Source organism: Halobacillus massiliensis (genome assembly GCF_900166625.1).
GTDB lineage: Bacteria > Bacillota > Bacilli > Bacillales > Halobacillaceae > Halobacillus_A > Halobacillus_A massiliensis.
In genome coordinates, this window is record NZ_LT800499.1 from 1683870 (window position 1) to 1697774 (window position 13905).

A 13905-nucleotide genomic window follows, 5' to 3' on the forward strand; every position below is an offset into this window, starting at 1 on the left:
AGGAGAGAGTGTCGTGTCTGTAAAAGTCCCAACACAAGCCGTACCTTTGATGCTTAAAGTTTATAAAGATGTTTTTCCAAAAGTGCATAGGGAACTGAACAGTTGGAAGGAAGAGGCTGAATTAATTCCTGATCCCGAACTTCGCACACAGGCCCTGGCGAGTATTGCTTCAAAAACTTTCCACTGTGAAGGCGGAGGGATATATGCACTGCTTGCTGAAGAGCGGATGGGGGAAGCTGTTCGATTTATTGTCGCCTATCAGACTATAAGCGATTATTTAGATAATCTCTGCGACCGGAGTACATCTATGGATCCTGATGATTTCAGACAGCTTCATCAGTCGATGACAGATGCGCTTACGCCGTCTAATGAACTAAAAGATTACTATGCTTTTCGAAAAGAAAAAAATGATGGCGGCTATCTGGAGAATTTAGTTCGAACCTGCCAGTCCGTCCTGCGCCTGTCAAAAGAATATAAGGTAACTGAGCCTTATACGACGAGACTTGGCTGCCTTTATAACGACCTGCAGGTACATAAACATGTAAAGGAAGAAGAACGGCTGCCACGGTTGAAAAGCTGGTTTGAAAACCATCAGGAAAAGGGACAAAACTTAAAATGGTACGAGTTCTCTGCATGCACAGGTTCGACACTCGGCATTTTTTGTCTTGTGTCGTATGCCCTGGCAGGCAAAATGAATAAATCACTTGCTGAAAGAATAGAAGAGAGCTATTTTCCTTATATGCAAGGCCTTCATATCTTACTGGATTACTATATTGACCAGGAAGAGGACAGGATAGAAGGTGATTTAAATTTCTGTTCATATTATGAGCATGAAGAAATGATGAAGGAGCGGTTTGTTTATTTTGTGGAACAGACAAACCGCTCCATCCAATCCCTTCCTGACCGTGGTTTTCATGAAATGGTATATGAAGGTCTGGTAGGAATGTATTTAGCTGATCACAAAGTGAAAGCCATTCAACATGCGAAAGACTTTGTAAGATCTATGCTTAAAGCAAGCGGAAAAAAAGCTACATTTTTTTATATTAATACGAAAATGTACAATCGGTTTAGAGGATTTAAAACGGCTTTATAGCTTTTCGATGGCAATAATAAATGGCGGATTATTTTTCTGGTTAATAAAGCCGTATTGCAGGACTTGAAAATTTTTCTGGCTTAATTCACTTGTATATTCAAGAACTGCTTCCTTTTCTTCCGCCCCGCCCGGATGGCCATGATAGACGACTAATACAACCATTCCTCCAGGCTGAAGGTATTCAAGAATGGAGGATAGAGAGCTAATCGTCTGGTTTTGATGTGTCACAATTTTTTTATCGCTTCCCGGAAGGTATCCGAGGTTAAAAATTGCGGCTTTTAATTCTTCCAGATGCTCTGTAGGAATCGTTTCTTCAATTTCGTGATGACTCTTATGAAAAAGCGTAACATTTCTATCTAATCCCAACTCTTCCAGGCGGGCTTTCGTATTATCAATCGCCTGCTTTTGGACATCGAACCCATAGACATGACCGCTTTTTCCGACGAGTTCGCGTAGTAAAACTGTATCGTACCCATTACCGCATGTACCATCGATCGCTATGTCACCATCTCGAAGGGTGGATCTCATTAATTCATGCGCAAATGGAATCACTCTTTTTAAATTCATGCATAAAGCTCCTTTACCTTTTAATGCTGGCTAAGCTAGTTTAGCATGAAATTTATCATTTCTGAATTCTATTATTCAGAAGAACCGGGCTCAGTTTTTAGGGTAATTCCTTTTTGCCGGCTGAACGGTACGCTTTGGGGTCTTCTTCGTTTTATGAGAAGAAGCATTTGTACTGGCAGCTTTCCGAATCGGTTTCTTCACGGCCCGTCCTCCTTATATTTAAGGTATAAGTAAGGTTTCCTCTCATCTTTTTAAATAAACATGTTTTTCCATTGCTTGACAAAGAGCAGGGGTTTCATTAACATTACGGGTAGATATGTAATGACGTTGAAAAGGATTAGTAATATAAGCGCAAGAAATAGAGAGTCCGCGGATGGTGCAAGCGGTCCTTGTGCTTAGATGAACTCACCTTGGATGTCGAAGAAGTGAAAGGTAAGTAGCTTCTTCCGGTAAATGGCCGTTATCCATTCTAAGTGGGCGTTCCAGGCGCTAATTTGGGTGGTACCGCGGGAGAAGTCTCTCGTCCCTGATTTTGTTAGGGATGAGTGGCTTTTTTTTATTACTTTAAGCAGGAGGAATTTCAATGGCTTTCGATCACAAGAAAATTGAAAAGAAATGGCAGTCGTATTGGCTGGAAAACAAAACATTTAAAACAGATGCTGATTCTCATAAAGAGAAATTTTATGCGCTCGATATGTTTCCTTATCCTTCAGGTGCAGGCCTGCATGTAGGCCATCCAGAAGGTTATACAGCAACAGATATCTTATCCCGTATGAAGCGGATGCAGGGATATGAAGTTCTTCACCCGATCGGCTGGGATGCCTTTGGACTTCCGGCAGAACAATATGCTCTTGATACAGGAAACGATCCGGAAGAATTTACAGCTCAGAATATAGGTACATTTAAGCGCCAGATCCAGGAGCTTGGTTTTTCCTATGACTGGGACCGTGAAGTAAATACGACAGATCCTGATTATTACAAATGGACACAGTGGATCTTTTTGAAGCTTTATGAAAGAGGTCTTGCCTATATAGATGAAGTACCGGTAAACTGGTGCCCGGCTCTCGGCACAGTCCTTGCCAATGAGGAAGTAATTGATGGCAAAAGTGAGCGGGGCGGTCATCCTGTAGAACGTCGGCCAATGAAGCAGTGGATGCTGAAAATAACCGCTTATGCTGACCGTCTGCTTGAAGATTTAGAAGAGCTGGACTGGCCGGAAAGTATAAAAGATATGCAGCGCAATTGGATTGGGAAATCAGAAGGTGCTGAAATTACATTTGATGTCGCTTATCACGAGGCGTCTTTCGACGTATTTACTACCCGTCCTGATACTTTATATGGTGCAACATATGCAGTTCTATCTCCGGAGCATTCATTAGTGAGCAAGATTACAACAGATGAACAGCGTAGTAAAGTAAACGAATATGTAGATGCCGCTAAAAATAAGAGTGAGCTTGAAAGAACAGACTTAGCCAAAGATAAGACCGGAGTATTTACAGGAGCTTACGCGATTAATCCAATCGATGGCAATAAGCTGCCAATTTGGGTAGCTGACTATGTACTGATGGGATATGGAAGCGGGGCTATTATGGCTGTTCCTGCCCACGATGAGCGTGATTACGAATTTGCCACTAAATATGATCTTCCGATTATTGCTGTCTTAGAAGGCGGAGATGTTGATGAAGAAGCTTATACGGGAGATGGCAAACATATTAACTCCGGAATTTTAAATGGTCTGGATAAAGAGGAAGCTATTGAGAAATCGATTAAGTGGCTGGAGGAAAATAAGAAAGGTACACGCAAAACGACTTACCGTCTCCGCGACTGGCTGTTTAGTCGTCAGCGTTACTGGGGAGAACCAATTCCCATCATTCACTGGGAAGATGGCTCAATATCTGCTGTACCAGAAGAAGATCTACCAGTAACTCTGCCAAAGACAAAAGAAATTAAGCCGTCAGGTACAGGTGAATCCCCTTTAGCAAATATTGATGAGTGGGTAAATGTGACTGATCCTGTTACGGGTATGAATGGCCGCCGAGAAACAAATACGATGCCGCAGTGGGCGGGAAGCTGCTGGTATTTCCTTCGTTACATCGACCCTAAAAACGGAGAAGCTTTTGCGGATTTCGATAAACTTAAGAAGTGGCTCCCAATTGATGTATATATCGGAGGAGCCGAGCATGCGGTGCTTCACCTGCTTTACGCACGTTTCTGGCACAAAGTACTTTACGATGCAGGGGTAGTTCCAACGAAAGAGCCTTTCCAAAAATTATTTAACCAGGGGATGATCCTTGGGGAAGGCAATGAAAAGATGAGTAAATCTAAAGGGAATGTAGTCAATCCAGATGATATAGTATTTTCTCATGGTGCAGACACATTACGGCTTTACGAAATGTTTATGGGTCCTCTTGAAGCATCGATCGCCTGGTCTACGAATGGGCTAGATGGGGCAAGAAGATTCCTTGACCGTGTATGGCGTTTATTTGTGAAAGATGGGAAGCTATCGGAAGCTATCGTGGAAAGCAGTACAGATAAGACTCTCGAGAAAACGTACCATCAGACCGTTCAAAAAGTAACCGAGAATTTTGAGGAGTTAAGGTTTAATACAGGGATTTCTCAAATGATGGTTTTTATAAATGAAGGCTATAAAGCAGATGTACTTCCAAAACACTATGTGGAAGGCTTTGTAAAACTGCTGTCACCTGTAGCGCCACATCTTACAGAAGAGCTGTGGGAAAAGTTAGGTCATGAAGAAAGCATCACATATGAAACTTGGCCGACCTTTGATGCGTCTAAGCTCGTGGAAGATGAAGTGGAGATTGTTTTACAGGTAATGGGTAAAGTGAGAGCTAAAATGATGGTCAGCCCGGATGTTTCAAAAGAAGATCTTGAAAAAGCGGCACTTGAAAATGAAAATGTTCAAGAGTGGCTTGAAGGAAAAACGGTTCGAAAAGTAATTGCTGTTCCTGGGAAATTAGTTAACATTGTAGCTAACTAGATTTGAAGCCATCCTCGACTTAGCGGGGATGGTTTTTTATAAGACTTAATTCTTGACTCCCAGATGATTTTTATTAAAATGAAACCGTAACTATTCCTATATTAGGAGCGTGGATAAAGTGAGTAAAGTTAATCAAATGACTACAGAAGAATTACAAAAAGCTTTAGAGGAAAATAAATCCTTGAAGATAATAGATGTCAGGGAAGATGAAGAAGTGGCTCAGGGAATGATTCCGACAGCAACACATATTCCTCTTGGTCAGATTCCCGATGCTGCTGGGAGTCTTAATCCGGATGATGAGTATGTAATGGTCTGCCGCTCTGGGAAGAGAAGTCAGAATGCTTCAGAATACTTGCAATCTAAAGGGATTAAGAAAGTGCATAATCTAGATGGCGGAATGCTGGATTGGAAAGGCGAAGTTGTACTTTAAGTTAGAGAGGTTCCACTTATGTTAGAAATGACCATTCTTTTAATCATAGGACTAATCGTTTTTATATTTAAAAGTTTTTATCAAAAGAACTTGATACCTTTAGAAGAAAAGACACCACCTGCTGATGATTTTTGTGTGATCGATATTAGGGATTACATTTCTGCTCATCGTTCCCCTTACCCGGGTGCGGAAAATATTCCCCTGGATTATTTACCGAGGGAACTAAAGGGAAGATTTGATTGCCCGAAGAAAATACTTTTAGTTACAGATAATAAAAGAGGTGCACGGCTGGCAGCTCGAATGATAAAAAAGAAACGTGGAAATCCAGTTTATTATATTCGAGCCATTTAGAATCAGCATTTGCTGATTCTTTTTTTAGTATTGACGTAACAAATCCTAAGTGTTATTATGAATAACGTTGCTGTTTTCACACAACATGTAAAAGATAGTATAAAAAAATCTATTAATCTTATTGACAGATTCAGACGAATTATGCTAGAATTTATTTACTGTCGCAGGGCAGTTAACCAATTTGATCTTTGAAAACTGAACGAACCAACCAGTACGTCAAAACATTTCTTTCTATATTATATAGATCGAATTTTTTAAGAAGCACATTCGGTGTGCAAATGAGCAAGTCAAACTACTTTTTGGAGAGTTTGATCCTGGCTCAGGACGAACGCTGGCGGCGTGCCTAATACATGCAAGTCGAGCGCAGGAAGCTAACCGATCCCCTTCGGGGGTGACGTTAGTGGAATGAGCGGCGGACGGGTGAGTAACACGTGGGCAACCTGCCTGTAAGACCGGAATAACCCCGGGAAACCGGGGCTAATGCCGGATAACCTCTTCTCTCTCATGAGGAAAGAGTAAAAGATGGCCTTTGGCTATCACTTACAGATGGGCCCGCGGCGCATTAGCTAGTTGGTGAGGTAACGGCTCACCAAGGCGACGATGCGTAGCCGACCTGAGAGGGTGATCGGCCACACTGGGACTGAGACACGGCCCAGACTCCTACGGGAGGCAGCAGTAGGGAATCTTCCGCAATGGACGAAAGTCTGACGGAGCAACGCCGCGTGAACGATGAAGGTTTTCGGATCGTAAAGTTCTGTTGTGAGGGAAGAACAAGTACCGTGCGAATAGAGCGGTACCTTGACGGTACCTCACGAGAAAGCCCCGGCTAACTACGTGCCAGCAGCCGCGGTAATACGTAGGGGGCAAGCGTTGTCCGGAATTATTGGGCGTAAAGCGCGCGCAGGCGGTTCCTTAAGTCTGATGTGAAAGCCCACGGCTCAACCGTGGAGGGTCATTGGAAACTGGGGAACTTGAGGACAGAAGAGGAGAGTGGAATTCCACGTGTAGCGGTGAAATGCGTAGATATGTGGAGGAACACCAGTGGCGAAGGCGACTCTCTGGTCTGTTTCTGACGCTGAGGTGCGAAAGCGTGGGTAGCAAACAGGATTAGATACCCTGGTAGTCCACGCCGTAAACGATGAGTGCTAGGTGTTAGGGGGCTTCCACCCCTTAGTGCTGAAGTTAACGCATTAAGCACTCCGCCTGGGGAGTACGGCCGCAAGGCTGAAACTCAAAGGAATTGACGGGGGCCCGCACAAGCGGTGGAGCATGTGGTTTAATTCGAAGCAACGCGAAGAACCTTACCAGGTCTTGACATCCTTGGACCGCCCTAGAGATAGGGTCTTCCCTTCGGGGACCAAGTGACAGGTGGTGCATGGTTGTCGTCAGCTCGTGTCGTGAGATGTTGGGTTAAGTCCCGCAACGAGCGCAACCCCTAATCTTAGTTGCCAGCATTCAGTTGGGCACTCTAAGGTGACTGCCGGTGACAAACCGGAGGAAGGCGGGGATGACGTCAAATCATCATGCCCCTTATGACCTGGGCTACACACGTGCTACAATGGATGGTACAAAGGGCAGCGAAGCCGCGAGGTGTAGCAAATCCCATAAAACCATTCTCAGTTCGGATTGCAGGCTGCAACTCGCCTGCATGAAGCCGGAATCGCTAGTAATCGCGGATCAGAATGCCGCGGTGAATACGTTCCCGGGCCTTGTACACACCGCCCGTCACACCACGAGAGTTGGCAACACCCGAAGTCGGTGAGGTAACCTTTATGGAGCCAGCCGCCGAAGGTGGGGCCAATGATTGGGGTGAAGTCGTAACAAGGTAGCCGTATCGGAAGGTGCGGCTGGATCACCTCCTTTCTAAGGATATAAGGAGCGGCGTTTGCGCCGTTTCCTTCGGAAAACGTACTGGTTGGTTGTTCAGTTTTGAGAGATCAAACTCTCAAACTTGTGAACCTTGAAAACTGGATAAGATATGACAAGACATCAAACCAACGTAAGAAAAAGTCTTTTCACGAAGATGAAAGTTAAGTGAATAAGGGCGCACGGTGGATGCCTTGGCACTAGGAGCCGATGAAGGACGGGACTAACACCGATATGCCTGGGGGAGCTGTAAGTAAGCTTGGATCCCAGGATTTCCGAATGGGGAAACCCGCTGTTCGTAATGGAACAGCATCCTTCGCTGAATACATAGGCGTTGGACGGCAGACCCGGGGAACTGAAACATCTCATTACCCGGAGGAAGAGAAAGCAAATGCGATTTCCCAAGTAGCGGCGAGCGAAACGGAATCAGCCCAAACCAGAAAGCTTGCTTTCTGGGGTTGTAGGACACTCCTTTGGAGTTACAAAGAGAGAGGATAGACGAAGCGATCTGGAAAGATCCGCCAGAGAGGGTAACAGCCCCGTAATCGACATCCTTTCTTCTCCGGAGTGGATCCTGAGTACGGCGGAACACGAGGAATTCCGTCGGAATCCGGGAGGACCATCTCCCAAGGCTAAATACTCCCTAGTGACCGATAGCGAACCAGTACCGTGAGGGAAAGGTGAAAAGCACCCCGGAAGGGGAGTGAAAGAGATCCTGAAACCGTGTGCCTACAAGTAGTCGGAGCCCATTGATGGGTGACGGCGTGCCTTTTGTAGAATGAACCGGCGAGTTACGACCGTATGCAAGGTTAAGCTGATGAGAAGCGGAGCCGCAGCGAAAGCGAGTCTGAATAGGGCGAATATAGTATGCGGTCGTAGACCCGAAACCGTGTGATCTACCCATGTCCAGGGTGAAGGTCAGGTAACACTGACTGGAGGCCCGAACCCACGCAAGTTGAAAATTGCGGGGATGAGGTGTGGGTAGGGGTGAAATGCCAATCGAACACGGAGATAGCTGGTTCTCTCCGAAATAGCTTTAGGGCTAGCCTCAGAATAGAAAGTCCTGGAGGTAGAGCACTGATTGGACGAGGGGCCCCTACCGGGTTACCGAATTCAGTCAAACTCCGAATGCCAGAGACTTTGTTCTGGGAGTCAGACCATGGGTGATAAGGTTCATGGTCGAGAGGGAAACAGCCCAGACCGCCAGCTAAGGTCCCTAAGTGTGTGTTAAGTGGAAAAGGATGTGGAGTTGCTTAGACAACCAGGATGTTGGCTTAGAAGCAGCCACCATTCAAAGAGTGCGTAATAGCTCACTGGTCGAGTGACTCCGCGCCGAAAATATACCGGGGCTAAACACACCACCGAAGCTGCGGATTGATCCGGATGGATCAATGGTAGGAGAGCGTTCTAAGGGCTGTGAAGTCAGACCGTAAGGACTGGTGGAGCGCTTAGAAGTGAGAATGCCGGTATGAGTAGCGAAAAAAGAGTGAGAATCTCTTTCACCGAAAGCCTAAGGTTTCCTGAGGAAGGCTCGTCCTCTCAGGGTTAGTCGGGACCTAAGCCGAGGCCGAAAGGCGTAGGCGATGGACAACAGGTGGATATTCCTGTACCGCCTTCCTTCCATTTGAGTGATGGGGGGACGCAGGAGGATAAGGAGAGCGCACCATTGGAAGCGTGCGTCCAAGCAGCAAGACGGTCGGAATAGGAAAATCCGTCCGGCAACGTCGAGCTGTGATGGGGAGGGAAATTGAGTACCGAAGCTCCGGATTTCACACTGCCAAGAAAAGCCTCTAGCGAGGAAGGATGGCGCCCGTACCGCAAACCAACACAGGTAGGCGAGGAGAGAATCCTAAGGTGAGCGGGAGAACTCTCGTTAAGGAACTCGGCAAAATGACCCCGTAACTTCGGGAGAAGGGGTGCTCCTCTGCCGAGGAGCCGCAGTGAAAAGGCCCAAGCGACTGTTTACCAAAAACACAGGTCTCTGCGAAGCCGTAAGGCGAAGTATAGGGGCTGACACCTGCCCGGTGCTGGAAGGTTAAGGGGATGCGTTAGCCGTAAGGCGAAGCGTTGAACCGAAGCCCCAGTAAACGGCGGCCGTAACTATAACGGTCCTAAGGTAGCGAAATTCCTTGTCGGGTAAGTTCCGACCCGCACGAAAGGTGCAACGACTTGGGCACTGTCTCAACGAGAGACCCGGTGAAATTATACTATGCGTGAAGATGCGCATTACCCGCGACAGGACGGAAAGACCCCGTGGAGCTTTACTGTAGCCTGATATTGAATGTTGGTACAGCTTGTACAGGATAGGTGGGAGCCTGAGAAGCCGGAGCGCTAGCTTCGGTGGAGGCGCTGGTGGGATACCACCCTGGCTGTACGGACATTCTAACCCAGGACCGTGATCCGGTCCGGAGACAGTGTCAGGTGGGCAGTTTGACTGGGGCGGTCGCCTCCCAAAGAGTAACGGAGGCGCCCAAAGGTTCCCTCAGAATGGTTGGAAATCATTCGCAGAGTGTAAAGGCACAAGGGAGCTTGACTGCGAGACCTACAAGTCGAGCAGGGACGAAAGTCGGGCTTAGTGATCCGGCGGTACCGTATGGAAGGGCCGTCGCTCAACGGATAAAAGCTACCCCGGGGATAACAGGCTTATCTCCCCCAAGAGTCCACATCGACGGGGAGGTTTGGCACCTCGATGTCGGCTCATCGCATCCTGGGGCTGTAGTCGGTCCCAAGGGTTGGGCTGTTCGCCCATTAAAGCGGTACGCGAGCTGGGTTCAGAACGTCGTGAGACAGTTCGGTCCCTATCCGTCGTGGGCGTTGGAAATCTGAAAGGAGCTGTCCTTAGTACGAGAGGACCGGGATGGACACACCGCTGGTGTACCAGTTGTTCCGCCAGGAGCATCGCTGGGTAGCTACGTGTGGACGGGATAAGTGCTGAAAGCATCTAAGCATGAAGCCCCCCTTGAGATGAGATTTCCCCTAACTATAAGTTAGTAAGATTCCTCAGAGACGATGAGGTCGATAGGTCTGAAGTGGACGCGTGGTGACACGTGGAGCTGACAGATACTAATCAATCGATGACTTACCTTTTATTTCTTTCAATGGTTTGATAGAAATCAGTCTTATTCAGTTTTGAAGGTTCACCCTTATATAAGATGAGGTGGCGATAGCGAAGAGGTCACACCTGTTCCCATGCCGAACACAGCAGTTAAGCTCTTCAGCGCCGATGGTAGTCGGGTTTATCCCCGTGAGAGTAGGACGCTGCCTCGTCTCAGATGAAACCTTAGAAGAACATCTTCTAAGGTTTTTTATTTTTCCAAAAAGGGAACGAGGAATAAAAATTGTCTGAGGTGAAAAGTATCGAACTTGTGAAGTGGAGCTATTCAGGTATAAAGAAAGTACGGGGCTATTTTAGTAAGTTTCCCCACTCAGTTATATATTTCAGAAGAGCAAGAAGCTACTATTTAGTCTATACGCTCGATTGGGATGAGCGAGATCCTGTAATGACAGAAGGGGACAGAGAAGAGATGCAGGTCCTTCTCAATGAAGAGTTAGGCCATATTTCTGCCTATAAAAAGAGAAAGTCGAGAAGAATCCATTGATTCTCTCGACTTTCTTATTTGGCCATGGATTCATAGGCGGCATGCATTCCAGCTACGCGTCCTGTTACCATTGCCGCTGTGATGTTATATCCACCCGTATACCCGTGGATATCCAGGATTTCGCCGCAGAAATATAAGCCGTGCATAAGTTTAGATTGCATGGTGTTAGGGATAATTTCTTTAATAGAGACGCCACCACCGGTTACAAATGCTTTCTCAATTGGTTGGGAGTCATAAATATTGACTTGAAAATGCTTAAGGTAGTAAATAAATTTCCGAATTTGCTCGTTGGAAATATTGCCCGCATTTTCAGTGGAAGAAATATTGATTAAATCAATCATGTAATCCAGTAAGCGTTCAGGTACAAGGCCTTTAACTACATTTCGAAAGAGTTTTTTTGACTGGTCTTTCATTTGCTTTTGAAGAGAATCTATTAACTTCTGTTCTTGCTCTTCCGGCAGGCAGTCGATCTCAATAATCACGGATTTACGTCCCTTTCTCAGTTCTTTTACTGCATATTGCGAGCAGCGCAGTATGGCAGGCCCGGACAGACCAAAGTGGGTAAAAAGCATGTCCATTTTATGTGTGACGATCTTTTTATTTTTTTCATTTAATACAGATACATCAACATTTTTTAAAGAAAGGCCCTGTAAGGTTTTATTTTTTATAAATGGATCTTTTGACAGTAAAGGAACCTCTGTAGGAAAGAGGTCTGTTATCGTGTGCCCTGCCTTTTTAGCCCATGCGTACCCATCACCTGTTGAGCCTGTATGGGGGACGGCTTTACCTCCTGCCGCTAACACTACAGCTTTGGTCTCCAGCTTCTCCCCAGATTTTAAAATGATTTTATGGGTTTGCTCACCGTAATGAATAGCCTCTACAGGAGTTTCTTTACGCACTTCCACGTTTAACTTATTCAGTTGGTCAAGAAGAGCATTAACTACATCTTTTGCTTTGTTACTGACAGGGAACATTCGACCATGATCTTCTTCTTTCAAAGCGACACCGAGTCCTTCAAAGAAATCAATAATGTCATAGTTGTTAAATACAGAAAAGGGGCTGTACAAAAACCGTCCGTTTCCTGGTATGTGTTTAATGACTTCTTCCTCGGGAAGGCGGTTGGTTACATTACAGCGTCCTCCTCCCGATATTGCAAGTTTAGTCCCGAGTTTCTTTCCTTTATCAATAAGGAGTGTTTTTACACCCTGCTCTGCTGCTGCGATGGCGGCCATCAATCCTGATGGACCTCCGCCGATGACAATCACTTGGTAGCTCATGAGTGACTTCCTTTCTTTTATAACTATAAAACGATGGTTTTCGATAAATTTATGATAAAATAGACATCGTTGATCATAAACTAATGAAGGTGAAGGTTTTACTATGTCGAAAATATTAAAAGGCACAATGATTTTAACGGGTGCCACATTTTTATCAAAGTTTCTAGGCATGATTTACGTTGTACCATTTGAACAGATGGTAGGGCCTAAAGGAATGGCTCTGTATTTCTACGCTTATACACCATACAACATTTTGCTCAGTTTATCTACACTTGGTGTACCTATGGCTGTTTCAAAATTTGTATCGAAATACAATTCTCTTGAGGATTATCAGACAGGAAGGGATATGTTTAAGTCCGGCGTCCAGCTTATGGCTCTGACAGGCATAGTCACATTCCTGATGCTGTTTTTTGGAGCAGAAGCTATTGCTTCCTTTAGTTTATCAGGGGAAGACAGCAGCACCTCCGTTGAAGATACGGCCATGGTTATTCGCATGGTAAGTTTTGCTTTATTGATTATTCCTAGTATGAGTATTATAAGAGGATTCTTTCAGGGAAATGAATCTATGGCTCCTACTGGAGTGTCTCAGGTCATAGAACAGATCGTACGTATCGCCTTTTTATTAATTTCAGTCTACATTGTTATTTATGTAATGGATGGCGGTATTCCAATGGCTATTGGCTACTCTACTTTTGCTGCGTTTATAGGAGGGGTAGCCTCACTCATCGTCTTGATACTTTATTGGAAAAAAAGAAAACCATATCTGGACCGACAGCTTGAGCAGCAGGAATATACCTATGATATTACTAAAAAAGATATGTTTAAAGAGTTAATCAGCTACGCTGGGCCATTTGTGCTAGTAGGGATAGCTACGCCTCTTTATCAGCTGATTGATCAGTTTACCTTTAATAAGGCGATGGCTGCTGCAGGCTTGGCTTCCATTTCCGGAGAAGCCCTATCAGCTATTCATGTATTAAGTCATAAGCTCGTCATTATTCCCGTAACTTTAGGAATTGGTTTGTCGCTGGCTTTACTGCCTGCCATTACTAAATCTTTTACCGGGAAGCATATGAAGCAATTAAATCATCAAATTAATCAGGCACTACAAATTATTGCTCTATTAATCATTCCTGCTGTCGCAGGGCTTTCTATCCTGGCGTTTGAAGCATTCGGCTCTTTCTATGGGGTAGATGATGATCTCAGCTATTATGGGGACCTGCTAAGGTGGTATGCTCCTGTTGGCCTGCTATTTGCTCTTTACACTGTTACTTCTGCTATTCTGCAAGGCATTAACCGTCAAAACTTTGCTCTGATCAGCTTAGGATCTGGATTATTGGTTAAAGTTTTAACAAACTCGTGGTTCATTGTTTTGTTTGGGGCAAAAGGGTCCATCATATCTACAGGAATAGCCGTACTTATTGCAGTATCGTTAAATCTGTGGAAAATTCACCAGGGGATTCATTTCTCCTATCGTCATGTCTTCAAACGAACATTACTCATTGCCATATTAACAATGATAATGGGTGCAGCTGTCTGGGTGATTAAATGGTTGATTGGACTTGCCTGGGATCCTATGGAAAGCCGTATGGCAGCCTTGTTTATTTTAATGATAAGCGCTGGCTTTGGAGGGCTTCTTTATCTGTGGATGGCTTATCAAACAACACTGCTTGAACGAATTCTTGGCGGAAGAGTTCGATTTTTGGATAAGTTTTTAAAAAGGTAGG

At 45.2% G+C, this 13905-nt stretch carries 8 protein-coding genes, 3 rRNA genes and 1 other annotated feature; of the genes, 9 read left to right on the forward strand and 2 right to left on the reverse strand.

Annotated elements, in window-relative coordinates; genetic code table 11:
- Window positions 1-13: 13 nt before the first annotated feature.
- The gene (locus tag B7E06_RS08340; protein WP_281249051.1) at window positions 14-1093 is read left to right on the forward strand and encodes a tetraprenyl-beta-curcumene synthase family protein; all 1080 of its coding nucleotides are present in this window, start codon (window positions 14-16) and stop codon (window positions 1091-1093) included.
- On the opposite strand, the gene mnmM is transcribed toward B7E06_RS08340, so the two are convergent.
- Window positions 1088-1660, reverse strand: a complete 573-nt coding sequence (gene mnmM, locus B7E06_RS08345; protein WP_082233543.1) for a tRNA 5-(aminomethyl)-2-thiouridylate-methyltransferase MnmM — start codon at window positions 1658-1660, stop codon at window positions 1088-1090. The genes B7E06_RS08340 and mnmM overlap by 6 nt on opposite strands.
- A 318-nt stretch (window positions 1661-1978) precedes the next feature.
- Window positions 1979-2191, forward strand: a binding site (T-box leader).
- A gap of 52 nt (window positions 2192-2243) precedes the next feature.
- Between mnmM and leuS the strand changes: the two genes are divergently transcribed.
- From leuS to B7E06_RS08380, 7 genes are all read left to right on the forward strand, one after another.
- A complete protein-coding gene (gene leuS / locus B7E06_RS08350; protein ID WP_082233544.1) occupies window positions 2244-4658 on the forward strand; it encodes a leucine--tRNA ligase in 2415 nt (804 codons plus the stop codon).
- A gap of 118 nt (window positions 4659-4776) precedes the next feature.
- Window positions 4777-5088: a rhodanese-like domain-containing protein gene (locus tag B7E06_RS08355; RefSeq protein ID WP_245807704.1), complete on the forward strand. Its 312-nt coding sequence runs from the start codon at window positions 4777-4779 to the stop codon at window positions 5086-5088.
- Window positions 5089-5106: 18 nt separating this feature from the next.
- Complete coding sequence (locus B7E06_RS08360; RefSeq protein ID WP_245807705.1) at window positions 5107-5439, forward strand: rhodanese-like domain-containing protein; 333 nt, start codon at window positions 5107-5109, stop codon at window positions 5437-5439.
- 296 nt (window positions 5440-5735) lie between these two features.
- Window positions 5736-7302 (forward strand): 16S ribosomal RNA (locus tag B7E06_RS08365).
- A 165-nt stretch (window positions 7303-7467) separates the two neighbouring features.
- Window positions 7468-10392, forward strand: a 23S ribosomal RNA gene (locus B7E06_RS08370).
- A gap of 66 nt (window positions 10393-10458) precedes the next feature.
- Window positions 10459-10572, forward strand: a 5S ribosomal RNA gene (gene rrf, locus B7E06_RS08375).
- Together the 16S, 23S and 5S rRNA genes form the textbook arrangement of a ribosomal RNA operon.
- 80 nt (window positions 10573-10652) lie before the next feature.
- Window positions 10653-10904 carry a hypothetical protein gene (locus tag B7E06_RS08380; protein ID WP_245807805.1) on the forward strand — a complete coding sequence of 84 codons (252 nt, stop codon included), beginning with the start codon at window positions 10653-10655 and terminating at the stop codon, window positions 10902-10904.
- 14 nt (window positions 10905-10918) lie between these two features.
- Here B7E06_RS08380 and B7E06_RS08385 read toward each other — a convergent pair whose 3' ends face one another.
- Window positions 10919-12181 (reverse strand): BaiN/RdsA family NAD(P)/FAD-dependent oxidoreductase, encoded by a 1263-nt coding sequence (locus tag B7E06_RS08385; protein ID WP_082233545.1) that lies wholly within the window; start codon window positions 12179-12181, stop codon window positions 10919-10921.
- 103 nt (window positions 12182-12284) lie between these two features.
- Between B7E06_RS08385 and B7E06_RS08390 the strand changes: the two genes are divergently transcribed.
- Entirely contained in the window at window positions 12285-13904 is a 1620-nt protein-coding gene (locus B7E06_RS08390; RefSeq protein ID WP_082233546.1) for a putative polysaccharide biosynthesis protein, read from the forward strand.
- The last annotated feature ends 1 nt before the right edge of the window (window position 13905 follow it).